Source organism: Macromonas nakdongensis (assembly GCF_002837145.1).
GTDB lineage: Bacteria > Pseudomonadota > Gammaproteobacteria > Burkholderiales > Burkholderiaceae_C > Macromonas_B > Macromonas_B nakdongensis.
The window spans coordinates 13,746-39,572 of record NZ_NWMV01000023.1; the positions used below are offsets into that span (position 1 = coordinate 13,746).

Sequence of the window (25,827 nt, forward strand, 5' to 3'; positions counted from 1 at the left end):
TCAGGGGCGCGCAGGTCGGGCGGTCTGCGGCGCGCGGGCCGACAGCCAGGCCATGGTGGCGCCGCAGGCCGCGATCAGGGCGATGCCCCACCACTCCAGCGTGCCCGGCACGTGGTCGAACACCAGCCAGCCGGCGAACAGCGCGAAGCCGATCTGCACGTACAGGTAGGGTGCCAGCACCCCGGCCGGGGCCCGGGCAAAGGCCTGGATCAGCAAAAAGTGGCCGACGGTGCCCATCAGCCCGGCCAGCCCCAGCAGGGCGGCGGTGCGCAGGTCGTCGATGCTTTGCCAGACCCATGGCAGTGCCAGGCTGATGAGCAGGGCGCCGACCCAGCCGGTGTAGAAGTGCAGGGTCATCGCGTCTTCGGTGCGGGTCATGCGGCTGGTCAGGATCTGGAACACCGCGTAGGCCAGCGTCATCACCAGGGGCAGCGCCACGGCCCAGCCGATGGCCTGCCCGGTGGGCTGGATCACCAGCAGCGCCCCGCCGAAGCCGCCCAGCACCAGCGCCCAGCGCAGCAGGTTGGCGGGCTCTTTCAGGAACACCGCCGCCAGCAGCGTGACCACCAGCGGCGTCAGCATGACGATGGCGGTGAACTCGCCGATGGGCATGTAGCCGAGGCTGATGAAGCCCAGGGTGCTGACCAACAACAGTAAGGCGCCGCGCAGCAGGTGCAGCCAGGGGTGGCGGGTGCGCAGCGAGCGCCAGCCGCGGGTGGGCAGCACGAACCCGGCCATGACCACCGCCTGGAACAGGTAGCGGAACCACACCACCAGCAACACCGAGACGCTGGCGCCGAGCACCTTGACCGAGGTGTCCAGCGTGGCAAAGCAGGCCACCGCCAGGACGAGGAACACCACCCCCTGCAGGGGGCGGGCATAGACGTGGCCGCTCACTGCACGCGGTCGGCGATCAGCTCCCACACCGGGGTGAGGCGGCCTTCGAGGTAGGGCAGGGCGCCCAGGTCGGTGTGGCTTTCGTCGGGGCTGTGGAAGTCGCTGCCGCGCGAGGCGGCCAGGCCGAATTCCAGGGCCAGGTCGGCGTACTTGCCGTATTCGCTGGGGGCGTGGCTGCCGGTGACCACCTCCACCCCCTGGCCGCCGTGTTCCTTGAATTCGGAAAACAGCGCGTATTCCTGGGTGGCGCTGTGGCTGTAGCGCGCCGGGTGGGCGATCACGGCCACGCCGCCGGCCTCGCGGATCCAGCGCACCGCGTCGCCCAGCCTGGCCCAGCGGTGCGGCACGAAGCCGGGTTTGCCTTCGGTCAGGTATTTGCGGAACACCTCGTTGGTTTCGCGGCACACGCCGCTTTCTACCAGAAAGCGCGCGAAGTGGGTGCGCGAGATCAGCTCTGGGTTGCCCACGTACTTGAGCGCGCCTTCGTAGGCGCCGGGGATGCCGGCCTTGGCCAGTTGTTCGCTCATTTCCTGGGCGCGCTCGCCACGGCCGCCGCGGGTGGCGGCCAGGCCTTGCAGCAGGGCCGGGTGGTCGGGGTCGAAGCCCAGGCCGACGATGTGCACCGTGACGCTGGCGAAGGTCACCGACACTTCCACCCCGGTCAGGTAGCGCAGGCCCAGCGCCTGCGCCGCCGCGCGGGCGCGGTGCTGGCCGCCGACCTCGTCGTGGTCGGTCAGCGCCCACAGCTCCACCCCGTTGGCGTGGGCGCGGGTGGCCAGGGCCTCGGGCGTCAGGGTGCCGTCGGACACGGTGGAGTGGCAGTGGAGGTCGGCGTTCAAAATGCTCATATCGAATCCATTTTAGGGCGCCGGCTAAACTCCTGCCGTGTCGCTCTTCAAATCCGCCTCGCTCGTTTCCCTGCTCACCCTGGCGTCCCGCATCACGGGACTGGTGCGGGAACTGCTCATCGCCGCCACCTTCGGCGCCAGCGCCCTGACCGACGCCTTCAACGTCGCCTTCCGCATCCCCAACCTGCTGCGCCGGTTGTTCGCCGAAGGGGCCTTCAGCCAGGCTTTTGTGCCGGTGCTGGCCGCCAGCCGCGAAAAAGACGGCGACGCCGCCACCCAGCTGCTGATCGACCAGGTGGCCACGGTGCTGGCCTGGGCGCTGACGGCCACCTGCGTGCTGGGCGTGGCCGCCGCGCCGGTGCTGGTGTGGGCCATGGCCGCCGGCCTGCAGCAAAACCCGCAGGGTTTTGACGTGGCGGTGGTGCTCACCCGCTGGATGTTCCCCTACATCGGCTTCATGTCGCTGGTGGCGTTGGCGGCGGGGGTGTTGAACACCTGGAAGCGGTTTGCCGTGCCGGCGGCCACCCCGGTGCTGCTCAACGTGGCCATGATCGGCGCGGCCGGCTGGGGCGCGCCCTGGTTCGCGGCCCAGGGCTGGGAGCCGATTTACGCCCTGGCCGGCGGGGTGATGCTGGGCGGCGCCCTGCAGCTGGGCGTGCAGTTGCCGGCGCTCAAGCGCTTGGGGCTGCTGCCGCGCATCGGCCTGTCGTGGGGCGCGGTGCGCGCCGCTTGGCGCCACCCGGGCACGCAGCGCATCACCACCCTCATGCTGCCGGCCTTGCTGGGCGTGAGCGTGGCGCAGATCTCGCTGCTCATCAACACCCAGATCGCTTCGCACCTGGTCACCGGCAGCGTGAGCTGGCTGACCTACGCCGACCGGCTGATGGAGTTCCCCACCGCCATGCTGGGCGTGGCCTTGGGGGTGGTGCTGCTGCCGCAGTTGTCGGCCGCGCGCGCCGCCGACGACGCCGAGCGCTACAGTGGCCTGCTCGACTGGGGCCTGCGCTGGGTGGTGCTGCTGGCCGTGCCCTGCGCCATCGCGCTGCTGACCTTCGCCCAGCCGCTGGTGGCGGTGCTGTACCACTACGGCGCCTTCACCGCGGGCGACGTGCGGCAAACCGCGCTGGCCCTGATGGGCTACGGCGTGGGTCTGATCGGCTTGATCGCCATCAAGGTGCTGGCTCCGGGCTTTTACGCGCGCCAGGACATCCGGACGCCGGTCAAGATCGCGGTGGTGGTGCTGGTTTGTACCCAGGCTCTGAACGCGCTGCTGGTGCCCTATCTGGCCCACGCCGGGCTGGCGTTGTCCATCGGCTTGGGGGCGTTGTTGAACGCCACCTGGTTGCTGCTGGGTTTGCGCCGGCGCGGGGCCTACCGACCGCAGCCGGGCTGGGGGCGCTTTGTGCTGCAGGTGGTGGCCGCTGGCGCCCTGCTGTCGGTCTACCTGCTGTGGGCCGGTGGCCGGGTGGACTGGGTGCGCGACGTCCACGTGGCGGGGCGCATCGCCACCCTGGGGCTGAGCGTGCTGGGTGCGGTGGCGGTGTATTTCGGGGTGCTGCTGCTGGCCGGTGTGCAGCTGCGCCAGTTTGTGCGAAAGTAAGCCATGCGCTGGCCCCTGCAAGTCCCTTCCCCGCTCGACTACTTCACCGCCCTGGTGCAGGAGGACGAGGGTTTTCCGTTGCTGGAGGCCACGGTCGCCGTGGCCATGGACGAGTACCCCGACCTGGACGTGCAGGCCGTGCTGGGCGAGGTGGACCAGCTGCTGGCGCGCCTGCGCCGCCGCCTGCCACCCGACGCCGGGCCCCTGCAGCGGCTGCGCCTGCTCAACCAGTTCTTTTTCCGCGACCTGGGTTTCGGTGGCAATGTCAACCATTACCACGACCCGGACAACAGCTACCTGAACGTGGTGCTGCGCAGCCGGCGCGGCATTCCCATCAGTCTGGCGGTGTTGTGGCTGGAGCTGGCGCAGGGCCTGGGGCTGCAGGCCCGTGGGGTCAATTTTCCCGGGCACTTCATGGTGAAAGTGCACCTGCCGCAGGGCCAGGTGGTGATAGACCCGTTCACCGGTCAGTCGCTCGGCCGCGAGGACTTGTCGGAGCGGCTGGAGCCGTTCAAGCGGCGCAACGGCCTGGTCGACGAGTTCGACGTGCCGGTGGGCCTGTACCTGCAGTCGGCCCCACCGCGCGACATCCTGGCGCGGGTGTTGCGCAACCTCAAGGAAATCCACAGCGCCCAGGAGGACTGGCCGCGCCTGATCGCGGTGCTGGACCGGCTGGTGGTGCTGCTGCCCGATGCTTGGAACGACGTGCGCGACCGCGGCCTGGCCTGGGCCGAACTGGGCCAGCCGGACCAGGCCGTGCCCGATCTGGAAGCCTACCTGGCCCACACCGACGGCCCGGTCGATGCCGATGCCGTGGCCGAACGGCTGGCCAGCTTGCGCCGGGACCAGCACTGAGCCTCGGCCGGCGGGGCCGCGGCGCGGTGGGCTCAGGGCCGTGGGTGTGACGGCAACTCGATGGTGAAGGTGTTGCAGCCGGCGAGCGAGCTGGCGTGCACCCGGCCGCCGTGCGCCTGGGCGATGGCCTGCGTGATCGACAGGCCCAGACCCGCGCCATCGGAGTCGAGGTGCACCCGCGCTTTGTCGGCCCGGAAAAAACGGTCGAACAGGCGCGGCAGCACGTCGGGGGCGATGGTGTCGCCCTGGTTGCGCACGCCGATGTGCACGCCGCCTTCGGGGTGGGGCTGGAGTTGCACCACGATGTCGCTGTGGGCTTGGGCGTGGCGCAGCGCGTTGGACAACAGGTTGCCGATGGCACGGCGCAGCATCAGGGCATCGCCGGTGACCTGGGCCTGCCCTTGCAGCACCAGGCGCACCTGGCGGTCTTCGGCCAGGGCTTCGTAGAAGTCGAACAGGGCCTGTACCTCGTGGGCCAGGTCGATGGTGGTGGGGTGGGGGATGGCCAGCGAGCCGTTCTCGGCCTTGGCCAGCAGCAGCATGTCGCTGACCGTGCGCGCCAGGCGCTGCAACTCCTCGCGGTTGGACGCCAGCGTGTCGCGGTAGGTGCCCAGTTCCCGGCTGCGCGACAGCACCACCTCGGTCTGGGTCAGCAGGTTGTTGAGCGGGGTGCGCAGTTCGTGCGCCAGGTCGGAAGAAAAATCGCTCAGGCGCTCGAAGTCGCCTTGCAGGCGCTGCAGCATGTCGTTCAGGGAGTGGGCCAGATTGGCCAGTTCCGGCGGGATGGCCTCCACGTCCATGCGCTGGTCCAGCCGATGGGCCGTGACCCGTTGCGCCTGGGCCTGCATGCGGCGCAGTGGCCGCAGGCCGGCGCGGGCGGCCCACCACCCCAGCAGGCCGCTCACCCCCACCCCCAGCAGCAGGTACAGCCACAGGGACTGGTGCAAGTCGGCCAGAAAGTGGGCGTGGTGGGCGGTGTCGATGGCGGCGATCACCCGCGTCTGGTCGGGCAGGGCCGGCCCCGACAGCGGGGCCGCGATGCCTTGGTAGCTGGCGTGGCCGTCGTGCCAGTTCACCAGGGCGTTGTCGTGGATGGCGCTGGGGGCTTGCTGCAGCAAGGTGGGGGGAAACTCCACATCCGCGGGCGCGTACAGCGCGGGGCCCGGGCCGGCGTCGATGCGCACGTACAGGCCGGGGTGGTTCTGCAGTGCAACGTGGAGCCGTTCGCGCAGCTGTTCCCACGAGGCCGCGTGCGCCGCCAGGCCTTGCACCAGGTGGATCTTGTCCTGCAGGGTGTCGCGGTCCAGCTCGGAAAAGTGGCGGGTGATGGCCGCCGACATGAAGGCCGCCATGCCCAGCAAGAGCACGGCGGACGCCAGCACGTACCAGCCGGTCAGGCGGACGGTGAGGGGCAGCCGGGGCATCATGCCGTGGCGGTCGGGTGTTCCAGCACGTAGCCCATGCCGCGCACGGTCTGGATCAGCTTCGGTTCGTGCCCGTCGTCGATCTTCGAGCGCAGGCGGCGCACGGCCACTTCGATGACGTTGGTGTCGGAATCGAAATTCATGTCCCACACCTGCGAGGCGATCAGCGAGCGCGGCAGCACCTCGCCCTGGCGCCGCATCAGCAACTCCAGCAGCCCGAACTCCTTGGCCGTCAGGTCGATGCGCTGGCCCCCGCGGGTGACCCGGCGGCGCAGCAGGTCCAGCACCAGGTCGGCCACCTGCAGGGTGGTGGGTTCGGTGCCGGTGCGGCCGCGGCGCAACAGGGTGCGCACCCGGGCCAGCAGTTCGGCGAAGGAAAATGGCTTGACCAAGTAGTCGTCGGCGCCCAGTTCCAGTCCCTTGACCCGGTCTTCCACCTCGTCGCGGGCGGTCAGGAAGAGCACCGGCATTTCATGCCCATCCTGGCGCAAGCGCTGCAGCACCTGCCAGCCGTTGAGCCCGGGCAACATCACGTCCAGAATGAGCAGGTCGTGGTGCCCTGTGCGGGCCGCGTGCAGGCCGTCGCTGCCGTTGTTGACCCAGTCCACGGTGAAGCCTGCTTCCTGCAGCCCCTGCTGCAGGTATTCGCCGGCCTTGGCTTCGTCTTCGACGATCAGTACTTTCATGCGGGGCCACTCCTGGGTGCGATTGTCCACCCGCCCGCCGGGCCGGCAGATGACGAATTTGTAATCTTCGGGCCATGTTGCGGTCAGGGGGCGGACCCACAATCGGGGCCTTGTTCACAGCCGAAAGGTGTCCTCGGTATGCGGGGTTCTTATGGATTCGGGCCGCTGCGGCCCTGGTTGCTGGGTCTGCTGTGCTGGCCGGTACTGGGGTGGGCCCAGGCGACCGGTGCCGATGCGGCACGGGCATGGCGCGAGGCCAACGACGCGGTCGGCCAGTTCCCACGCGGCCACGCCGACGTGCTGAAGTGGGAGCGGGCCCAAGCGCCGCAGACCGGTGGTGTCGCCACGGCCCAGTCGCCGGCAGGGCTGGCTTTGGCTACCGCCGAAGCGGCCGTGCGCCAGGCTTGGCACGCGCACCGCGATCTGCAGCGCCCCCTGGCCCGCCTGGGCGCCCAGAACGTGGACCGGATCGCCCAGGGCCGCTGGCTGGAGCTGGAACCCGGCGTGATCCGGCGTGTCGAGGATTTTGACGAAGTTGTCGAGGTCGCAGTCCAGGCACGCAAAGCCTGGACCGAGGCCGTGGCCAGCCGTCAGGCGGTGCAACACCTGCGCGCTGCCCAGGAGGCGGCCCACGCCGCCAGCGAATTGGGCCGCCGGATGGTGCAAGTGGGCAATTGGAGCGCCCTGCAAAACACCCCGGCGCAACTGGCCCTGGCCACCGCGCAGACGGACCTGCGGCGTGCACAGGTCGCGGCCACCCAGGCCCAGGCCCGCTTGCTCAAGGTCCTGCAGCTCGCCGGCCTCCACGCGGTGGCGGCCCTGCCAGACCAGTTGCCCGAACCACCGAGCGGCACCCTGAGCGAAGCCGAGTTCCAGCAGCGCCAGGCCCGCATCCAAGCCCAACTGCCCCGCGCCAGTGCCCTGGCACACCAAGCCCTGGCCCCTGTGGCCTTCGAGGCCTACCAGGGCGCCCACGCCATCGCGCGCAGCGCCCGCGACGACGTGCTCAACCTCAAGACCTTCGTTACCGACGAAACGGTGCTGCACTACAACGGCATGCTCAAAAGCACCTGGGAGTTGCTGGGCGCCGCCCAGAGCCAGTCCCTCGCCGTGGCCAGTGCCATCGCCGCCCAGCGCGATTTTGAAATCGCCCAGATCGACCTGCACTGGCTGTTGCTGGGGGGCTTGCCCGATCCCCTGGTGAGCCTGGGCGGCGGCGCGGCCGAAGCCGCCAGCCCAGCCGCGCACTGAGAAAGCCCATCCGAACATGTCTTCCCCTTCCCGACGCCAATTCTTCGCCGGTGCCCTGGCCACGGTGGCCGGTGCGTCCGTGGCCCGCGCGGCCCTGGCCGGCTTGCCCGAGCCCGTGATCCAGACCTCGGTCGCCACCGCGCCGCCCCTGGTGCCCCACACCGGCCGGCCCTACAACCCGGTGGTCACGCTCAACGGCTGGACCCTGCCCTGGCGCATGAACCAGGGCGTGAAGGAATTTCACCTGGTGGCCGAGCCCGTGGTGCGCGAAGTCGCGCCCGGCTTCAAGGTCAACATGTGGGGCTACAACGGCCAGAGCCCCGGGCCCACCATCGAGGTGGTCGAAGGCGACCGGGTTCGACTCTTCGTCACCAACAGGTTGCCCGAACACACCACCGTCCACTGGCACGGCCAACGCCTGCCCAGCGGCATGGACGGTGTGGGCGGCCTGACGCAGCCGCACATTCCGGTCGGTAAAACTTTTGTGTATGAGTTTGAAGCCCGCCGCCCCGGCACCTTCATGTACCACCCGCACGCCGACGAAATGGTGCAGATGGCCATGGGCATGATGGGCATGTGGATCACCCACCCCAAGACCCCACACCCGCACATCGGCGAGGTGGACCGCGACTTCTGCTTCCTGCTCAACGCCTTCGACGTGGAGCCCGGCAGCAAAACGCCCAAGGTCAACACCATGACCGACTTCAACATCTGGTGCTGGAACAGCCGCGTGTTCCCGGCCATCGACAGCCTGAACGTGCGCTTGAACGACAAGGTCCGCATCCGGGTGGGCAACCTGACCATGACCAACCACCCCATCCACGTGCATGGGCACGAATTCACCGTCACCGGCACCGATGGCGGGCCCACCCCGCCGGCCAGCCGCTGGCCCGAAGTCACCGTCGATGTGGCGGTGGGCCAGATGCGGCAGGTGGAGTTCGTGGCCGACGAGCTGGGCGACTGGGCTTTCCATTGCCACAAGAGCCACCACACCATGGGCGCCATGGGGCACGCGGTGCCCACCATGATCGGTGTTGACCACCGCGGCCTAGTCGGCAAAATCCAGAAAGTGGTGTCCGACTACATGCTGATGGGCGAGCGCGGCATGGCCGACATGGGCGAGATGGAAATGCCCATCCCCGACAACACCGCCCCCATGATGAGCGGCACCGGGCCCTTCGGTGCGTTGGAGATGGGCGGTATGTTCAGCGTGCTCAAGGTCCGGAAAGACCAGAAACCCGGCGATTATTCGGATCAGGGCTGGTTCCAGCACCCCGCAGGCAGCGTGGCCCGCGAATACACCGGCCCGGTGGGGCAGCCGCTGCGCCCGCCCAACGGCACGACCCCATCGGCCGCACCCAGTCAGAAACCTTTGGCCACCGCGCCACTCCAAGCACGCAAGCCGCACGCCCACGGCGGCCACTGACCTGTGTTGTTCCTTCCCATGAAACCCATGCGCCACTCCATCCTTTCCTTCATCGCCATGCTGGCCCTGGCCGGGTCTGGCGCCGCGCTCGCCGCCGGCAACCACGCGGGTGGCCACGGCCACGGCGGTGCCGAAACCGCCATCGGCCAGCCCGGCGTCGCGGCCCAGGTCGTGCGCACCATCACCGTCGACATGAACGACACCATGCGCTACACGCCCGCCCAGATCCGCGTCAAGCGGGGCGAGACCATCCGATTCGTCGTCAAGAACAGCGGCCAGATCAAGCACGAAATGAGCTTGGGCACCGAAAAAGACCTGCTCGAACACTTGGAGGTGATGAAGAAATTCCCGGACATGGAGCACGACGAGCCCGGCAAAGTCACCCTGGCGCCGGGCCAGCAGGGCGAAATCGTCTGGAAGTTCACCCAAGCCGGCACCGTCCACTTTGGCTGCCTCATGCCTGGCCACTACGAGGGCGGCATGAAGGGGGCGATCCGCGTCGGCAAGCCCTGAAGCCGCGCCCAGGAAAGGCCCATGCCATGAAAACCCGCTTCCCTTTGAACCCCACCCGCCGTGCCTGCTTGCTGGGCATGGCCGCCCTGGCAGCCACCCCCTGGGCGCTGGCTGCCAAGCCCGCCGCCACCCCGGTCGAGGTCTGGAAAGACCCGAACTGCGGCTGCTGCCAGGACTGGATTGCCCACCTGGAACAGAACGGTTTTGCCGTCACCGTCCAGGACCGGGGCAACACCGCCGCCCGCGCCCGTCTGGGCATGCCGCAGAAATTCGGCTCCTGCCACACCGCGCTGGTGCAGGGCTATGTGATCGAAGGCCACGTGCCCGCGGCCGACATCCGGCGTTTGCTCCAAGACCGGCCCAAGGCCTTGGGACTGGCGGTGCCGGGCATGCCGATCGGCTCGCCCGGCATGGACGGGCCCGCCTACGGCGGCCGCCGCGATCCCTACCAAGTGCTGCTGGTGCAGCGGGACGGATCGTCCCAAGTTTTCAAATCGTACGCGTAAGGAGCCGACATGACACCCTTGCAGCAGATGCTCGCCATCGCGGCCTTGACCCTGGGCACCGCCGTCCCCATCGGTGGCCTGGCGCAAACCGCCACCGACCACCACGCCCACGCGGCCGCCCCCGCATCGGCCGACCTGACCGAAGGCGAGGTGAAGAAGGTAGACCTTGCAGCCGGCAAGGTCACCATCAAGCATGGCCCCATCGCGAGCTTGGACATGCCCGGCATGACCATGGTGTTCGCCGCCCAGGACCCAGCCGCCTTGGCCCAGCTCCAACCGGGCGACAAGATCCGCTTCCAGGTCACGCTGGAGGGCAAAAAAATGGTGGTGTCGGACATCCAGTCCGCTCCCTGACGGTGGGCCCGATCGGTGTGCCCCGCGGCCGTGGCTGCCCGTTGCACGCTGCCGCCATTGTGATGTGACCCGAACCGGAGACAACCATGACCGACATCCGCAACACCCTGGTGGCCTTGTGTGTGGCCAGCGCCGCGCTGGGGGCTCTGGCACAAAGCGCCGACGAGCACAAAGACCACCATCCGGCCGATGCCGGGGCGCCGGCCCAGGCGGTCAAGCCGCCGGTGCAGTCGCCCGCCCAGACGGCGCCGGCTTCGGCACAGAACGCCGCCGGCATGGCCCACATGGACCAGCACATGAAGTCCATGCAAGTCATGCACGACAAGATGGTGGCGGCCAAAACCCCCGAAGAGCGCCAAGCCCTGATGGCCGAGCACATGCGGCTGATGCAGCAGGGCATGGCCATGATGAAAGACATGGGCGGCATGGGCGGCAAAGGCCCCATGGCGGGCATGCCCAGTGGTGCAGGCATGGGTGGCAACATGGCCGATCGCCAGCAGACGCTGGAAAAGCGCATGGACATGATGGAGTCCATGATGCAGATGATGATGGACCGGCTGCCCGCCGGGGCCCAGGCGCCCGCAGCGCCGAAATGAACGACCCCGCCGGGCTGGTGGCAAGCCGCTCAAGCCCGCCCCAGGCGTGAAAAAGGCCCGTTGCCGGGCCTGATCGGGTCAAGTGGGGTAAGGGGACGCTCAGGCCACCACCACCTGCGCGCCGCTGCCCTGCGGGGCGATGGCGCCGATCTCGTACACCGTCTCGCCCAGCCCGCGCAGGGTAGCGGCCGTGGCGGCGGCGTTCGCCGCGTCCACCACCACCACCATGCCGATGCCGTTGTTGAAGGTGCGGTTCATTTCAATGTCGTCGATGCCGGCGGTGGCCTGCAGCCAGGCGAACAGCTCGGTCTGCGGCCAGCTGCCCTTCTTCAGGTGCGCAGCCAGGCCGTCCGGCAGCACGCGCGGGATGTTCTCCAGCAAGCCGCCGCCGGTGATGTGGGCCAGCGCCTTGATCGGGTTCTGGGCCAGGGCGGCCAGCACGTTCTTCACGTACAGGCGGGTGGGGCGCATCACCGCTTGCTTGAAGGGCATGCCGTCCAGCGTGGCGGGCACGGTGCCGGCGGCCTCGGCGCGCTCGATGCACTTGCGCACCAGGCTGAAGCCGTTGGAATGCACGCCGTGGCTGGCCAGGCCCAGCACCACGTCACCGGCCTGCACGTTCTGGCCGGTCAGGATCTTGGATTTTTCCACCGCGCCAACGGCAAAGCCGGCCAGGTCGTATTCGCCGGCCGGGTACATGCCGGGCATTTCGGCGGTTTCGCCGCCGATCAGGGCGCAGCCGCTCAGCTCGCAGCCCTTGGCGATGCCGCCCACCACCGCGGCGGCGGTGTCCACGTCCAGCTTGCCGCAGGCGAAGTAGTCGAGGAAGAACAGCGGCTCGGCGCCCTGCACCAGCACGTCGTTCACGCTCATGGCCACCAGGTCGATGCCCACGGTGTCGTGCATGTTCCACTCGAACGCCAGCTTGAGCTTGGTGCCCACGCCGTCGGTGCCGCTCACCAGCACCGGTTCCTGGTAGCGCTTGGGCACCTCAAACAGCGCGCCGAAGCCGCCAATGCCGGCCAACACGCCCTCGCGCAGGGTTTTCTTGGCCAGCGGTTTGATGCGTTCAACCAGCGCGTCGCCCGCGTCGATGTCCACGCCAGCGTCTTTGTAGGAAAGGGGAGTCGTCATAAGAGGTAGGGCCGATAGAATGGACGTGATTTTACGGGCCCCGCCATGTCTTTCGTTTTTTCGCCATGTCCCTGACCGCGACCCAAGCCCGTGCCTTGGCCTGGTTGGTGCTGGCTGTGGCCGCCTGGTGGCTGCTGGGCCTGCTCTCGCCGGTGCTTTTGCCCTTCGTGGTGGCGGGCGTCATGGCCTACGCCCTGCACCCGGTGGTCGAGCGGCTGGCGGCGCGCCGCGTGCCCGCGTGGCTGGGGGCGGGGCTGGCCATCGCCGTGCTGATGTTGCTGCTGCTGGCCGTGGCCCTGATGGTGGTGCCGGTGGTGACGCGGCAGCTGCCGCTGCTGCGCGAGCAGATCCCGTCCTTGCTGGAGCAGTTCAACGCCTGGCTGCTGCCCTGGCTGCAGCGGTGGGGGGCGAATGTCCAGATCGACGTGACGCTGGTGCGCGACCTGCTGCGCCGCCTGATTTCCGGCCACGAGGGGCAGCTCGTCGACGGGGTGCTGTCCTCCCTGCGCATCGGCGGCAGCGCGGTGCTGGCGGTGCTGGGCAACCTGGTGCTCATGCCCATCGTGGCCTACTACCTCTTGCTCGACTGGAACGGTCTGGTGGGCCGCCTGCAGGCGCTGGTGCCGCCGCGCTGGCAAGGACGCACCCAGCGTTTCCTGGGCGAGGCCGACGGGGTGCTGGGCCAGTACCTGCGCGGGCAACTGCTCGTCATGGGCCTGCTGGCCGTGTTCTACACCGTGGCCCTGGCGCTGGTGGGGCTGGACCTGGCCTTGCCCGTCGGCGTCTTCACCGGGCTGGCGGTGTTCGTGCCCTACCTGGGCTTCGGCCTGGGCCTGGTGCTGGGGCTGCTGGCCGCCCTGCTGCAGTTCCAGACCCTGAGCGGTGTGCTGCTGGTGGGCGCGGTCTACGCCGTGGGGCAGGTGGTGGAGAGCTTTTTCCTGACCCCGCGCCTGGTGGGCGAGCGCATCGGCCTGCACCCGATCGCGGTCATCTTCGCCTTGATGGCCTTTGGCCATGTGCTCGGTTTCGTCGGGGTGCTGATCGCCTTGCCCGCCAGCGCTGTGCTGCTGGTGGCGGTGCGCCGCCTCCAGGCCTTGTACCTGAGCAGCCCTTTGTACACCCATGCCGCACCGGTGCGGGACGGGGAGGGCTGAGGTGGAACAGCTCGTGCTCGACATGGGGCTGGCGCCCCGCCCCAGCCTGGGCAACTTCCTGGCCGATGGCAACCGCGACGCGCTGGCCCACCTGGAGTTGTGGGCGCACAACCCGCGCCGCTCGCCCGTGCCCACCTATTTGTGGGGGCCGTCGGGCGTGGGCAAAACCCATTTGCTGCAGGCCGTGCGCGCGGTGGTGGAGGCCCAGGGCGGTGCCGTGGGTTCGATGAACGCGGCCACCCTGGCCCCCCCGGAATTCGACGAGGCCTGGACCGTCGTACTGCTTGACGACTGCCACCTCTACACCGCCGGCCAGCAGGCGGTGGCCTTCAACTGGTTCGTCAACGCGCAGACGCCGGGAAGCGGGTCGGCGCGCTGGGTGCTGGCCGCCGGCGCCCGCCCGCCCGCCGACCTGGCCCTGCGCGAAGACCTGCGCACCCGCCTGGGTTGGGGGCATGTGTTCCAATTGCAGCCTTTGGCCGAGGCCGAACGCCGTGCGGTGTTGCGCCGCGCGGCCGACGGGCGCGGGGTGTTCCTGAGCGACGAGGTCATGGACTTCATGCTCAACCGCTTTTCCCGCGACCTCAGTAGCCTGATGGCCCTGCTCGACCAGCTCGACGGCTACGCCCTGCGCACCCAGCGGGCCATCACCATCCCTCTCATCAAGGCCATGCTCGAACACCCCTGAGCCGGCCCCGCCTGTCACCGAGCCCCGCTGTGTCTTCTGTCCTTTCCCTGGCCCTGTTCGACCTGGACCACACCCTGCTGCCGATCGATTCGGACTACGCGTGGGGCGAGTTCACCACCCGCATCGGCTGGACCGACCCGGTCGAGTTCACCCGCCGCAACGACGAATTCTTTGCCCACTACCAGGCCGGCACGCTGGACGTGCACGACTACGTGCGCTTCGCCACCGCTGCCGTCTGTGCCCGCGGTCCGCAAGCAGCGGCGGCCGCGCACGAGCGCTTCATGGCCGAGGTGATCCGGCCCAACCTGCACCGCCAGGCGCTGGAGCTGGTGCGGCGCCACCGCGACGCGGGCGACCAAGTCGTCATCGTCACCGCCACCAACGAGTTCGTCACCCGCCCCATTGCCCAGGCTTTCGGTGTGGACGAGCTGATCGCGGTCGAGTTGGAGCGCGGTGCCGACGGCTGGTACACCGGCGAGATCCAGGGCACGCCCTCGTTCCGCGACGGCAAGGTCACGCGGGTGCAGCAGTGGCTGGCCGCGCGCGGCCTGGGCTGGGACGACTGCGACATGACCTTCTACTCCGACTCCACCAACGACCTGCCGCTGCTGGAGAAAGCCCACGTCCCCGTCGCCACCAATCCCGGTGCCGGGCTGCGCGCCATCGCCCAAGCCCGCGGCTGGCGCATCCTGGACCTGTTCCCGGAACACGCATGATCAAACAATTCATCGACAAACTGCTGGGCAAGGCCAAGCCGGCCAGCAAGAACAAGTTCGGCCAGCGCGAAGACGTGCCGGCCAGCGTGCACGGCATCGACCCCTCGCTGGTGGACGGCCGCGCGCTCGACGTGGTCCACACCCTCAAGCACGCCGGTTACGAGGCCTACATCGTCGGCGGTGCGGTGCGCGACCTGCTGCTGGGCCTGCGCCCCAAAGACTTTGACGTGGCCACCAACGCCACGCCGGAAGAGGTCAAGCGCCTGTTCCGGCGCGCCTTCATCATCGGGCGGCGCTTCCGCATCGTGCACGTGGTCTACGGCCGCGGGCGCGAGCACGAGGTGATCGAGGTCTCTACCTTTCGCGCCCACCTCGACAGCGCCGACGCCGAACAGGTCAGTGGCAACGAGCGCACCCACAAGAGCCAGCTCGCCGGCATGCAGCACGCGGTGGACGCCAGCGGCCGCGTGCTGCGCGACAACGTGTGGGGCCCGATCGAGCAGGACGCGGTGCGGCGCGACTTCAGCATCAACGCCATGTACTACGACCCGGAAACGCAGACCGTGGTCGATTTCCACCACGGCATCCGCGACGCCAAAAAGCGCGTGCTGCGCATGATCGGCGACCCGGCCACGCGCTACCGCGAAGACCCGGTGCGCCTGATCCGTGCCGTGCGCTTCGCCGCCAAGCTCAGCGGCCTGGGCTTCCAGTTCGACGCCAAGACGCGCCAGCCCCTGTCGGCTTCGCTGAGCCTGCTGGCCGATGTGCCGCAGAGCCGCCTGTTCGACGAGATGCTGAAGCTGCTGCAGACCGGCCACGCGCTGGCCAGCATCGAACAGCTGAAGGCCACCGGCTTGTCCAAAGGCATTTACCCGCTGCTGGACCTGGTGGTGCAGCGCGCCGACGACCCCTTCGTGCGTTCGGCCCTGCAAGACACCGACCGCCGCGTGGGCGAGGGCAAGCCCGTGGCGCCCAGCTTCCTGCTGGCCTGCGTGCTCTGGAGCGACGTGCGCGCCGGCTGGCAGCAGCGCCTGCAGCACAACGTGCCGCCGTTCCCGGCCCTGCAGGAGGCGGTGGACGAGGTGTTCGAATCCCGCATCGGCGACGTGTCGGGCCGCGGCAAATTGGGCGCCGACATGCGCGAGATCTGGCTGATGCAGCCGCGTTTCGACAAACGCACCGGCTCCGCGCCGTTCTCGCTGGTGGAGCAGCCGCGCTTCCGCGCCGGCTTCGACTTCCTGCGCCTGCGCGCCCAGGTGGACGAACTGCCCGAAGAGCTGGCCCACTGGTGGGAAACCTTCAGCCTGGCCAACGACACCGTGCGCCGCGACATGGTGGACGAGGTGCGCCTGGAGCAGCAACGGGCCAAGCCCAAGGCCGGCAAACCCAAAGCCGGTGAGCCCAAAGCGGGCCGTGGCCGGGTCTTCCGCGCACCGCCCGACGCCAACGAGCCCACCGCCGAAGCCGAGTTGCCAGACCCGCGCTTCCGCACCGACATGGCGCCCGCCGACGACGCGGCGCCGTCTCAGGAAGCGGACGATGGCCTGCCGGGCGAGGCCGCCCCCGCCAAAAAACGCCGCCGTCGCCGCCGCAAACCCAATGGCGGCGCGGGCCACGACACGCCGGCCGATCCGTCCGACGGCGCCGACGCGTGAGGCCCCCCGTCAGCGCCTACATCGCCTTGGGTGCCAACCTGGGCGATGCCCGGGCCACCGTCGCCGCGGCCATCCAGGTCCTGGACCGGCTGCCCGACACGCGGCTGCTGCGCGCCTCCAGCCTGTACCGCACCGCACCCTGGGAGGCCACCGGCCCCGACTTCATCAACGCCGTGGCTGAGGTGGCCACCGGCCTGAACGCGCCCAGCTTGCTGCGCGCCTTGCAGGCGCAGGAGCTGGCCGCCGGTCGTGAGCGCCCGTACCGCAACGCCCCGCGCACGCTGGACTTGGACCTGTTGCTGTACGGCGATGCCCGCATCGATTCGCCCGAACTCACCGTGCCCCACCCCCGTCTGTGGGAACGCGCCTTCGTGCTGCAGCCTCTGGCCGAGATCGCCCCCCAGCGCGTCCCGGCCGAGCGCCTGCAGGCCGTGGCCGGGCAGGGCATCGAACGCCTGTAAGACGGCCGGGCGCGGCTCAGGGTGCCAGGCGCTCGCGCACCCAGGCGCCGCCGTCCTGGCGGTAGCGCAACCGGTCATGCAGGCGGCTCTTGCGGCCCTGCCAGAATTCCCATTGCGTCGGTTGCAGGCGGAAACCGCCCCAGTGCGGCGGGCGTGGCGGGTTCAGCAAAAACTGCGCGCCGTACTTGGCCGCGTTCGCCACCAGCACGCCCCGGCCACCGATCACCTGGCTTTGCGGGCTGGCCCAGGCACCGATGCGGCTGTCCAGCGGGCGGCTGTGGAAATAGGCGTCGCTCTCGCTGGCGTCCACCCGCTCCACCACCCCCTCGATGCGCACCACCCGCTCCAGCTCCACCCAGTGGAACTGGAGCGCGGCGTAGGGGTTGCCTGCCAGCTCACGGCCTTTGCGGCTGTCGTAGTTGGTGTACCAGACGATGCCGCGCGCGTCGTAGCCCTTGATCAGCACCACCCGGGTGCTGGGGCGCAGGTCGCTGCCCACGGTGGCCACGGTCATGGCGTTGGGCTCGGGGATCTCGCCCCGAATGGCCTCGTGCAGCCATTGGTCGAATTGCTGCAGCGGGTCGGCGTGCGAAGCGTCCTCGCTCAGCTCGGCGCGCTCGTAACTTTTGCGGAGGTCGGCGATGTTCATGGCGGCAGTATGGCACGCGTGCCGGTGACCGCTGGCGCTGCGCCGGACGGGGCCACGGCTTAGAATCGCAGGCGACATTCCTTTCTGCCCATGACCGATTCCGCCGCCCCCATTCTGCCCACCCAGCTCGATGTGAAGGCCCTGGCCCGCCAGGGCCAGCCCTTCGCCGGGGGGCTGCCCCTGTCGGTGTTCGCGCGCTTGATGGCGGACGCGCCGGCCTGGCCGGCCGAGGCGGAGGCGCCGCTTGCCGAGGTGCGCTGGCAGGCCCGGGCCGAGTTCCGCGAGCGCAGCGTGGCCGAGTCGGCCGAACGCGTCGTGGGCGGCGCTGCCGGCGGCGCGCCGCTGTGGCTGCACCTGGCGGTATCGGCCAGCGTGCCGCAGACCTGCCAGCGCTGCCTGCAGCCCTACGCCCAGCAGGTGCAGGTGGACCGCTGGTTCCGTTTCGTCGCCGACGAGGCCACGGCCGAAGCGCAGGACGACGACAGCGAAGAGGACCTGCTGGTGTTCGAGCCCCGCTTCAACCTGTTCGACCTGATCGAGGACGAGTTGCTGATGGAGCTGCCCCTGGTGCCGATGCACGACACCTGCCCGACCGCCTTGCCCACCAGCGCCGGCGACCTGGACGCCGATGACCAAGCCGAGCGCCCCCATCCGTTTGCCGCCCTGGCCGCGCTCAAGCCGCGTGCGGGTGGGTCGGATGGGCAAGGTGCTTGATGCATTTTCGAACTGCGGGGTATAATTCCCGGTTTCGCGCTGGCCTGAACACGTGTGTCAGGGCTGGTGCCATCACCAACCCCCGCAAGCCTTTAGAGGCGATTGCCTTTTTCATAGGAGCCAACCATGGCTGTTCAGCAAAACAAAAAGTCTCCCTCCAAGCGCGGCATGCACCGTTCGCACAACGCCCTGACCGTGCCGGGCACCGCCGTGGAGCCGACCACCGGCGAAATGCACCTGCGTCACCACATCAGCCCCAACGGTTTCTACCGCGGCCGTCAGGTGCTGAAGAACAAGTCCGAGGCTTGATCGGCGGCGTCCTGCCGCGCGTCGCGCCACAGGCTTCTCCGCAAAGCCCGCATGGAGCATGCGGGCTTTTTGCGTCTGTGGTCCCGCTTTTGCCGGAACGGGTGCCGGCACGTTTGAAGGTCTGACCATGATCACCATTTCGGTCGATTGCATGGGTGGGGATCACGGTCCCGCCGTCACCCTGCCGGCCTGTGCGGCCTTTCTGGCGGCCCACCCCCAGGCCCGCTTGCTGCTGGTGGGGCGACCCGAGGCGCTGGCCACCCTGCCGCCCGCGCTGGACGCGTCCCGTTGCACCGTGGTGCCCGCCAGCGAGGTGGTGACCATGGACGACCCGGTGGAGGTGGCCCTGCGCCGCAAAAAGGATTCGTCCATGCGCGTGGCCATCGCCCAGGTCAAGGACGGGGCCGCTCAGGCCGCGGTGTCGGCCGGCAACACCGGCGCGCTCATGGCCATTGCCCGCTACGTGCTCAAGACGCTGGACGGCATCGACCGCCCGGCCATCGCCACCCAGATGCCCAACGCCACCGGTGGCGCCACCACCGTGCTCGACCTCGGCGCCAACGTCGATTGCAGCGCCGAGCACCTGCTGCAGTTCGCCGTCATGGGCTCGGCCCTGGTCGCGGCGGCGGGCAAGGAGTCGCCTTCGGTCGGTCTGCTCAACATCGGTGAAGAGGTCATCAAGGGCAACGACGTGATCAAGCAGGCCGGTGCCTTGCTGCGCCAGGCCGGTGACCGTGGCGACCTGAACTTCTACGGCAACGTCGAAGGCAACGACCTGTTCAAGGGCACGACCGACATCGTCGTTTGCGACGGCTTCGTCGGCAACGTGGCCCTCAAGGCCAGCGAGGGTTTGGCCAGCATGATCGGCGGCTTCATCCGCGAAGAGTTCTCGCGCAGCGTGTTCACCAAGCTGGCGGCGCTGGTGGCCTATCCGGTGCTGTCGGCCTTCAAGCACCGGGTGGACCACCGCCGCTACAACGGTGCGGCCTTGCTGGGTTTGCGCGGGCTGGTCTTCAAAAGCCACGGTTCGGCCGACGCCTTCGCGTTCGAGCAGGCCTTGGTGCGCGCGTATGATGCGGCCCAACACCAACTGCTCGACAGTGTCAAAGCCCGCATCGCGCAGGCCGCGCCCCTGATGGCGCCGCCCGTGGCCGAAGCGGCTTGAAACCTGTGGCCGGGGCTGGGTTCTGCCCGGTCCGGCGCTTGTCCTGTCTGCGAACCCTGACCCCAACGCCATGAGACGATATTCCCGCATCACCGGCACCGGCAGCCACCTGCCGCCCAAGCGCCTGACCAACGCCGACATGGTGGCCTTGCTGGCCGCGCGCGGCATCGAAACCAGCGACGAATGGATCGTCGAGCGCACCGGCATCAGCGCCCGCCATTACGTGGACGAAGGGGTGAATTCGAGCGATCTTGCTTTCCAGGCCTGCCGCCAGGCGCTGGCCGCGGCCGGCCGCAAGGCCAGCGAGATCGACCTGATCATCGTCGCCACCTCCACGCCCGACATGGTGTTCCCGTCCACCGCGTCCATCCTGCAGCGCAAGCTGACCGAGGCCGCCCTGGCCGAGGGCGACACGGGTGCTGCCGGCGGGGCCGCGTTCGACGTGCAGGCGGTGTGCACCGGCTTCATCTACGCCCTGACCGTGGCCGACGCCCTGATCCAGTCCGGCGCCGCCCAGCGCGCGCTGGTGGTGGGGGCCGAGGTGTTTTCTCGCATCCTCGACTTCAACGACCGCACCACCTGCGTGCTGTTCGGCGACGGTGCCGGCGCCGTGGTGCTGGAAGCCACCGAACACGACGGCAGCGGACCGGCCGTGCTGGCCAGCGACATCCACGCCGACGGCCGCCACACCGGCATTTTGTGCGTGCCGGGCACCGTCAGCGGCGGCCAAATTTTGGGCGATCCGCTGCTGAAAATGGACGGCCAGGCCGTGTTCAAGCTGGCCGTGGGCCTGCTGGAAAGCGCGGCCAAGAACGCGCTGGCCAAGGCCGGCAAGGCCGAGGCCGACATCGACTGGCTGGTGCCGCACCAGGCCAACATCCGCATCATGCAAAGCACCGCGCGCAAGCTGAAAATGCCCATGGACAAGGTGATCGTGACCGTGCAGGACCACGGCAACACCTCGGCCGCGTCCATCCCGCTGGCGCTGGACCACGGCGTGCGCACCGGCCAGATCCAGCCGGGCCAGACCCTGATGCTCGAAGGCGTGGGCGGTGGCTTCACCTGGGGTGCCGTGCTGGTGCGCCTGTAAACCCGAATTTGGAGAAGAAGAATGTCGTTTGCATTTGTGTTCCCCGGCCAAGGCTCGCAGGCCGTCGGCATGCTCGACGCCTGGGGCGACCACCCAGTGGTGGCCGAAACCCTGAAAGAAGCCTCCGACGCCTTGGGCGAGGACGTGGCGAAACTGATCCACGAAGGCCCCAAAGAAGCCCTGGCCCTGACCACCAACACCCAGCCGGTGATGCTGGTGGCCGGTGTGGCCGCCTGGCGCGTCTGGCGTGCCGACGGCGGTGCGCTGCCCGCCGTGGTGGCCGGCCATTCGTTGGGCGAGTATTCGGCCCTGGTGGCCTCTGGCGTGCTGACGCTGGCCCAGGCCGCACCCTTGGTGCGCTTCCGTGCCCAGGCCATGCAGGACGCGGTGCCGGTGGGCACCGGCGCCATGGCCGCTATTTTGGGCATGGCCGCGGACAAGGTCCGCGAAGGCTGTGCCGAGGCGCAGGCCACCTTCCCCGCGGGCAGCGGCGAGGTGGTGGAGGCTGTGAACTTCAACGACCCGGCCCAGACCGTGATCGCTGGCAGCAAGGCCGCGGTGGAGAAGGCCTGCGAGGTGCTGAAGGCCAACGGCGCCAAGCGCGCGCTGCCGCTGCCGGTGTCGGCCCCCTTCCACTCCAGCCTGATGAAGCCCGCCGCCGAGCGCCTGAAAGAGAAGTTGGCTGTCACGGTGCTGGCCGCCCCGCAGATCCCGGTGCTCAACAACATCGACGTGGCGGTGGAAACCGACCCCGACCGCATCCGCGACGCGCTGTACCGCCAGGCCTTTGGCCCGGTGCGCTGGGTCGAGAGCGTGCAGGCGCTCAAAGCCCGCGGCATCGCCACCGTGGTGGAATGCGGCCCCGGCAAAGTGCTGGCCGGCATGGTCAAGCGCATCGACGTCGAACTGGGCAGCGCCGCCCTGTACGACCCGGCCACGCTGGCCGAGGCCAAGGCCTTGCTGGCCTGACACCCGAAACACACAAGACGGAGAGGGAATCCCATGTCTGACACCGCATTTGCCGGCCAGGTGGCCCTGGTCACCGGCGCCTCGCGCGGCATTGGCGCGGCAATCGCGCTCCAACTGGCCAAGCAAGGCCTCAAGGTCGTGGGCACCGCCACCAGCGACGACGGCGCCGCCAAAATCACCCAGGCCCTGTCGGCCCACGCCGGCTGCCGGGGCGCCAAACTCGACGTGAACAACGCCGCCGAGGCCGAGGCCCTGATCGACGCCATCGTCAAAGAACACGGCGCGCTGCACGTGCTGGTCAACAACGCCGGCATCACCCGCGACATGCTGGCCATGCGCCTGAAGGACGAGGACTGGGACGCGGTGCTCGACACCAACCTCAAGGCCGTCTTCCGCATGAGCCGCGCCGTGATCCGCCCGATGATGAAGCAGCGCTACGGCCGCATCGTCAGCATCACCAGCGTGGTCGGCGCCTCGGGCAACCCGGGCCAGGCCAACTACGCCGCCGCCAAGGCCGGTGTGGCCGGCATGACCCGCGCCCTGGCGCGCGAGCTGGGCAGCCGCAACATCACCGTCAACTGCGTGGCGCCGGGCTTCATCGAAACCGACATGACCGCCGCCTTGCCTGAAGCGCAGCAGCAGGCCTTGCTGGGCCAGATCCCGCTGGGTCACCTGGGCAAGCCGGCCGACATCGCCCACGCGGTGGCCTACCTGGCCAGCCCGCAGGCCGCTTACGTGACGGGGCAGGAGCTGCACGTCAACGGCGGCATGTTCATGGCCTGACGCGCCGGAATTTCCTGGCGTTCGTGCATTTCGTTTAACATTCGGCCCCGGTCACCGCCTGGGGCCAAGAGGCCGGGCCCACGCCCGGTGTGTGCCATCGCAGGGGCTGTGCAAGCGGCCCGGCTAAAATGGCGGTACTGTTTTTAACCACCCTCAGAGGGAACTATGAGCGACATCGAAGCACGTGTGAAGAAGATCATTGCCGAACAACTCGGCGTGGAAGAGGGTCAGGTGACCAACGAGAAAGCCTTTGTGGCCGATCTGGGCGCCGACTCGCTCGACACCGTGGAACTGGTGATGGCCTTGGAAGACGAATTCGGCATCGAGATCCCGGACGAAGACGCCGAGAAGATCACCACCGTGCAGAACGCGATCGACTACGCCGTCGCCCACCAGAAAGCGTAAGCGCCGATGAGCCGCCGCCGTGTCGTCGTGACCGGTCTGGGCTGCATCAGCCCCGTGGGCAACACGGTGGATGCGGCCTGGGCCAACCTGCTCGCCGGGCAATCCGGCATCGACCTGATCACCAAGTTTGATGCCTCGAACTTCGCCTGCAAGATCGCGGGTGAGGTCAAAGGGTTTGACCTGGAGTCCTACATCGGCGCCAAAGAGGCGCGGACCATGGACACCTTCATCCACTACGGCATCGCCGCCGCGGCGCAGGCCGTGGCCGACGCCGGTCTACCGGTGGGTGAGGCGCTGAGCGAGGAAGAGGCCTGCAAGATCGGCTGCATCATCGGCTCCGGCATCGGCGGCTTGCCGATGATCGAGGAAACCCACGCCGAACTGACGAACCGCGGCCCGCGCCGCATTTCGCCGTTCTTCGTGCCGGCCTCGATCATCAACATGATTTCTGGGCACGTCTCCATGCGGTTTGGCTTCAAGGGGCCGAACATCGCCGTGGTCACGGCCTGCACGACCGGCCTGCACTGCATCGGTGAGGCTGCTCGCAAGATCGAATACGGCGACGCCGACGTGATCGTCGCCGGCGGCGCCGAGTCCACCGTGTCGCCGCTGGGCATCGGTGGCTTTGCCGCGATGCGCGCGCTGTCCACCCGCAACGACGACCCGGCCACCGCGTCCCGCCCCTGGGACAAGGACCGCGACGGCTTCGTGCTGGGCGAAGGCGCCGGCGTGATGGTGCTGGAAGAGTACGAGCACGCCAAGGCGCGTGGCGCCAAGATCTACGCCGAGGTGGCGGGCTACGGCATGAGCGCCGACGCCGGCCACATGACCGCGCCGAACATGGACGGCCCGCGCCGCGCCATGCTCAACGCCCTGCGCAATGCCGGCATCAACGCCGACCAGGTGGATTACCTGAACGCGCACGGCACCTCCACCCCGCTGGGCGACATCAACGAGACCAACGCGATCAAGGCGGCGCTGGGCGACCACGCCAAGAAGATCGTGGTGAACTCGACCAAGTCCATGACCGGCCACCTGCTGGGCGGTGCCGGGGGCATCGAGAGCGTGTTCACCGTGCTCGCGGTGCACCAGCAAAAGAGCCCGCCGACCATCAACATCTTCAACCAGGACCCGGAATGCGACCTGGACTACTGCGCCAACACCGCGCGGGACATGAAGATCGACGTGGCGGTGAAGAACAACTTCGGCTTCGGCGGCACCAACGGCACGCTGGTGTTCCGGCGCGTCTGACCGCTGCCGCGGTGCGGCCCCGTTCCGCATGAGCCGCCATCCCCCGGCGGTCGAATACCCGGTGGGCCCGCGTGCCCGATGGGTTGTCGCCGGCACCCTGGGGCTGCCTGTGGCCTGGGCGCTGGGCCTCCTGCTCTGGGTCCGTGCGCTCGACGGCCAGAGTTGGCCCGGGGCTTGGTGGTTTTCCTTGGCGGTCGGCCTGGTGCTGCTGGCTTGGGGCCATTGGCGTGCCCGCCATCCTCTGATCGGCACCCTGGTCTGGGCGCCCGAGACCGGCTGGCACTGGCGCAGCGCGGCCTACCGGCACGGCACCCCCCTGTCGGCCCTGCACCCGGTGCTCGACCTCCAGTCGGTGGTGCTGGTCCAGGCGCACACCCGTGCCGGCTTGGTCCTGTGGCTCTGGCTGGTGCGCGAGGCCGACCCGCCTGCCTGGGACGCGGTGCGCCGAGCCCTGCAGGTGCGCTGGCCCGAGGTCGGACGTGCGCTCCGTGGGTGAAACGAGCGGCCCGGCCGCTTCGGGTATATTTGCCGGCTCACGACCGACATGAGCGACCACCCCCTCCCCGCGCCGAACGCCGACACCTTGCTCGTCCAGCAGACCCTGGCCGGCGATCAGCGTGCCTTCGAGATGCTGGTGGTCAAGTACCAGCGGCGGGTCGAGCGCCTGATCGGCCGCATGGTCCGCGACACCGATTTGGTGCAGGACATCGCCCAGGAAACCTTCATCCGGGCCTACCGCGCACTCGGCCAGTACCGTGGCGAGGCGCAGTTCTACACCTGGCTCTACCGCATCGCCGTCAACACCGCCAAAAAACAGCTCATGGAACTCAAGCGCGACCCGCTGGTGTTCATGAGCGCCTTGCAGTCTGGCGACGACGATGAAACTTCTGGGCTGGAAAACGAACTAAATGCCCAAGCGGCCGATGCCGAGACCCCCGAAGCGGTGCTGGCCAGCAAGGAGATCGCCGAAGCCGTGAACGCGGCCATGGAAGCCTTGCCCAAGGAACTGGGCCAGGCCATCGCCTTGCGGGAGATCGAAGGCCTCAGCTACGAGGAAATTGCGCAGGCGCTGGATTGTCCCATCGGCACCGTGCGCTCCCGCATCTTCCGCGCCCGTGAGGCGATTTCGGCGCGCATCAAGCCCATGCTGGAACGCCAGTCGGGCAAGCGCTGGTGAACCTGGGGACCCTTTGGAAGTCTAACGACCATGCAGAACCTGACCGATGCATCCCCCGACCCAGCCCCGGTCGTACCGCTGGCTGATGCGGCCTTGCGCGAAGCCTTGTCCGCCATGTGGGACGGCGAATGTCCGGCGGAGCAGGTGCCCGGCGTGACCCGGGCCTACGCCGCATCGGCGGAGTTGCAGGCGGCTTGGGCCGATTACCAGTGGCTGGGCGAGGCCTTGCGCGCCCAGCCAGCGCCGCAGCCGGCGCCGAACCCCGCTTTCGTGGCCGGTGTCATGGCCCGGATCGCCGCCGAAACGGTGGCTGCGCCGGCCCCGGCCGCCGTGGCCTTGCAGCCTGCGCGACCGCCGGCCGCCAACGACGCGGTGTTCCGCTGGAAAGTGGTGGCCGGGGTGGCGTCGGTGTGTGCCGTGGCGGCCTTGGCTTGGCAGGTGGCGGTGGCCCCGGCGCCCGGTGCGGCGCCCCAGTGGGCCCAAGCCCCTGCGGCACAGGCGCCCGCCGCCGTGGCGGTGGCCACCGACCACGGGGTCGTGCTGCGCGATCC

The 25,827-nt window shown here is 69.0% G+C and carries 30 protein-coding genes; 24 read left to right on the forward strand and 6 right to left on the reverse strand.

The features are described 5' to 3' along the window. Positions 1–897, reverse strand: a complete 897-nt coding sequence (locus tag CON77_RS04245; protein ID WP_101047899.1) for a DMT family transporter — start codon at positions 895–897, stop codon at positions 1–3. After that, positions 894–1,745, reverse strand: a complete 852-nt coding sequence (locus tag CON77_RS04250) for a 3',5'-nucleoside bisphosphate phosphatase (RefSeq protein ID WP_101047900.1) — start codon at positions 1,743–1,745, stop codon at positions 894–896. Before CON77_RS04250 ends, CON77_RS04245 begins: the two co-directional genes overlap by 4 nt. Positions 1,746–1,782: 37 nt before the next feature. Between CON77_RS04250 and murJ the strand changes: the two genes are divergently transcribed. Beyond that, on the forward strand, positions 1,783–3,345 hold the full coding sequence (gene murJ, locus CON77_RS04255; RefSeq protein WP_101047901.1) for a murein biosynthesis integral membrane protein MurJ: 1,563 nt from the start codon (positions 1,783–1,785) through the stop codon (positions 3,343–3,345). Between the two features lie 3 nt (positions 3,346–3,348). Next, entirely contained in the window at positions 3,349–4,200 is an 852-nt protein-coding gene (locus CON77_RS04260) for a SirB1 family protein (RefSeq protein WP_101047902.1), read from the forward strand. Positions 4,201–4,232: 32 nt separating this feature from the next. Here the strand turns inward: CON77_RS04260 and CON77_RS04265 are convergent, their stop codons facing one another. Then, complete coding sequence (locus CON77_RS04265) at positions 4,233–5,624, reverse strand: heavy metal sensor histidine kinase (protein WP_369407338.1); 1,392 nt, start codon at positions 5,622–5,624, stop codon at positions 4,233–4,235. Then, a complete protein-coding gene (locus tag CON77_RS04270) occupies positions 5,624–6,310 on the reverse strand; it encodes a heavy metal response regulator transcription factor (protein ID WP_101047925.1) in 687 nt (228 codons plus the stop codon). Before CON77_RS04270 ends, CON77_RS04265 begins: the two co-directional genes overlap by 1 nt. 138 nt (positions 6,311–6,448) lie before the next feature. Between CON77_RS04270 and CON77_RS04275 the strand changes: the two genes are divergently transcribed. From CON77_RS04275 to CON77_RS04300, 6 genes are all read left to right on the forward strand, one after another. Further along, entirely contained in the window at positions 6,449–7,561 is a 1,113-nt protein-coding gene (locus CON77_RS04275; protein WP_101047904.1) for a hypothetical protein, read from the forward strand. 16 nt (positions 7,562–7,577) lie between these two features. Then, a complete protein-coding gene (locus tag CON77_RS04280; protein ID WP_101047905.1) occupies positions 7,578–8,987 on the forward strand; it encodes a multicopper oxidase family protein in 1,410 nt (469 codons plus the stop codon). A gap of 27 nt (positions 8,988–9,014) precedes the next feature. Beyond that, the gene (locus tag CON77_RS04285; protein WP_439650520.1) at positions 9,015–9,500 is read left to right on the forward strand and encodes a cupredoxin domain-containing protein; all 486 of its coding nucleotides are present in this window, start codon (positions 9,015–9,017) and stop codon (positions 9,498–9,500) included. A gap of 26 nt (positions 9,501–9,526) precedes the next feature. Then, positions 9,527–10,006 (forward strand): DUF411 domain-containing protein, encoded by a 480-nt coding sequence (locus CON77_RS04290; protein ID WP_439650521.1) that lies wholly within the window; start codon positions 9,527–9,529, stop codon positions 10,004–10,006. Between the two features lie 9 nt (positions 10,007–10,015). Further along, entirely contained in the window at positions 10,016–10,360 is a 345-nt protein-coding gene (locus CON77_RS04295; RefSeq protein ID WP_101047907.1) for a copper-binding protein, read from the forward strand. 86 nt (positions 10,361–10,446) lie between these two features. Beyond that, entirely contained in the window at positions 10,447–10,956 is a 510-nt protein-coding gene (locus CON77_RS04300) for a hypothetical protein (protein ID WP_101047908.1), read from the forward strand. A 99-nt stretch (positions 10,957–11,055) separates the two neighbouring features. On the opposite strand, the gene purM is transcribed toward CON77_RS04300, so the two are convergent. Beyond that, a complete protein-coding gene (purM, locus tag CON77_RS04305; RefSeq protein ID WP_198552263.1) occupies positions 11,056–12,090 on the reverse strand; it encodes a phosphoribosylformylglycinamidine cyclo-ligase in 1,035 nt (344 codons plus the stop codon). 65 nt (positions 12,091–12,155) lie between these two features. Here purM and CON77_RS04310 point away from each other — a divergent pair, with 65 nt between their 5' ends. The 5 genes from CON77_RS04310 to folK are packed head-to-tail and all read left to right on the forward strand — an operon-like array spanning position 12,156 to position 16,764. Next, entirely contained in the window at positions 12,156–13,244 is a 1,089-nt protein-coding gene (locus CON77_RS04310; RefSeq protein ID WP_101047910.1) for an AI-2E family transporter, read from the forward strand. A gap of 1 nt (position 13,245) precedes the next feature. Further along, positions 13,246–13,932, forward strand: coding sequence for a DnaA regulatory inactivator Hda (hda, locus tag CON77_RS04315; RefSeq protein WP_101047911.1), 687 nt, complete (start codon positions 13,246–13,248; stop codon positions 13,930–13,932). A 29-nt stretch (positions 13,933–13,961) separates the two neighbouring features. Next, positions 13,962–14,648 carry a histidinol-phosphatase gene (locus CON77_RS04320; protein ID WP_232788400.1) on the forward strand — a complete coding sequence of 229 codons (687 nt, stop codon included), beginning with the start codon at positions 13,962–13,964 and terminating at the stop codon, positions 14,646–14,648. Further along, entirely contained in the window at positions 14,645–16,303 is a 1,659-nt protein-coding gene (gene pcnB / locus CON77_RS04325) for a polynucleotide adenylyltransferase PcnB (RefSeq protein WP_101047912.1), read from the forward strand. The genes CON77_RS04320 and pcnB overlap by 4 nt, the downstream gene beginning before the upstream one ends. After that, positions 16,300–16,764 (forward strand): 2-amino-4-hydroxy-6-hydroxymethyldihydropteridine diphosphokinase, encoded by a 465-nt coding sequence (gene folK, locus CON77_RS04330; RefSeq protein ID WP_101047913.1) that lies wholly within the window; start codon positions 16,300–16,302, stop codon positions 16,762–16,764. The genes pcnB and folK overlap by 4 nt, the downstream gene beginning before the upstream one ends. Positions 16,765–16,780: 16 nt before the next feature. Here folK and pdxH read toward each other — a convergent pair whose 3' ends face one another. Next, positions 16,781–17,413, reverse strand: coding sequence for a pyridoxamine 5'-phosphate oxidase (gene pdxH / locus CON77_RS04335; RefSeq protein ID WP_101047914.1), 633 nt, complete (start codon positions 17,411–17,413; stop codon positions 16,781–16,783). 90 nt (positions 17,414–17,503) lie between these two features. Here pdxH and CON77_RS04340 point away from each other — a divergent pair, with 90 nt between their 5' ends. From CON77_RS04340 to CON77_RS04390, 11 genes are all read left to right on the forward strand, one after another. Beyond that, entirely contained in the window at positions 17,504–18,127 is a 624-nt protein-coding gene (locus CON77_RS04340; RefSeq protein WP_232788401.1) for a YceD family protein, read from the forward strand. 126 nt (positions 18,128–18,253) lie between these two features. Then, positions 18,254–18,436, forward strand: coding sequence for a 50S ribosomal protein L32 (gene rpmF / locus CON77_RS04345; RefSeq protein ID WP_101047915.1), 183 nt, complete (start codon positions 18,254–18,256; stop codon positions 18,434–18,436). Positions 18,437–18,563: 127 nt separating this feature from the next. Continuing rightward, positions 18,564–19,601 carry a phosphate acyltransferase PlsX gene (gene plsX / locus CON77_RS04350; RefSeq protein ID WP_101047916.1) on the forward strand — a complete coding sequence of 346 codons (1,038 nt, stop codon included), beginning with the start codon at positions 18,564–18,566 and terminating at the stop codon, positions 19,599–19,601. Positions 19,602–19,671: 70 nt separating this feature from the next. Continuing rightward, on the forward strand, positions 19,672–20,691 hold the full coding sequence (locus CON77_RS04355; protein WP_101047917.1) for a beta-ketoacyl-ACP synthase III: 1,020 nt from the start codon (positions 19,672–19,674) through the stop codon (positions 20,689–20,691). 21 nt (positions 20,692–20,712) lie between these two features. Continuing rightward, entirely contained in the window at positions 20,713–21,660 is a 948-nt protein-coding gene (gene fabD, locus CON77_RS04360) for an ACP S-malonyltransferase (RefSeq protein WP_101047918.1), read from the forward strand. 33 nt (positions 21,661–21,693) lie between these two features. Then, on the forward strand, positions 21,694–22,443 hold the full coding sequence (fabG, locus tag CON77_RS04365; protein WP_101047919.1) for a 3-oxoacyl-ACP reductase FabG: 750 nt from the start codon (positions 21,694–21,696) through the stop codon (positions 22,441–22,443). A 165-nt stretch (positions 22,444–22,608) separates the two neighbouring features. Further along, positions 22,609–22,848: an acyl carrier protein gene (gene acpP, locus CON77_RS04370; protein WP_101047920.1), complete on the forward strand. Its 240-nt coding sequence runs from the start codon at positions 22,609–22,611 to the stop codon at positions 22,846–22,848. Between the two features lie 6 nt (positions 22,849–22,854). Continuing rightward, positions 22,855–24,099: a beta-ketoacyl-ACP synthase II gene (fabF, locus tag CON77_RS04375; RefSeq protein ID WP_101047921.1), complete on the forward strand. Its 1,245-nt coding sequence runs from the start codon at positions 22,855–22,857 to the stop codon at positions 24,097–24,099. Between the two features lie 28 nt (positions 24,100–24,127). Further along, on the forward strand, positions 24,128–24,595 hold the full coding sequence (locus tag CON77_RS04380) for a hypothetical protein (RefSeq protein ID WP_101047922.1): 468 nt from the start codon (positions 24,128–24,130) through the stop codon (positions 24,593–24,595). Positions 24,596–24,643: 48 nt separating this feature from the next. Further along, the gene (rpoE, locus tag CON77_RS04385; protein WP_101047923.1) at positions 24,644–25,276 is read left to right on the forward strand and encodes an RNA polymerase sigma factor RpoE; all 633 of its coding nucleotides are present in this window, start codon (positions 24,644–24,646) and stop codon (positions 25,274–25,276) included. 30 nt (positions 25,277–25,306) lie between these two features. Next, positions 25,307–25,827 (forward strand): RseA family anti-sigma factor (locus CON77_RS04390; protein WP_101047924.1); only part of this gene is annotated, 521 nt, incomplete at its 3' end.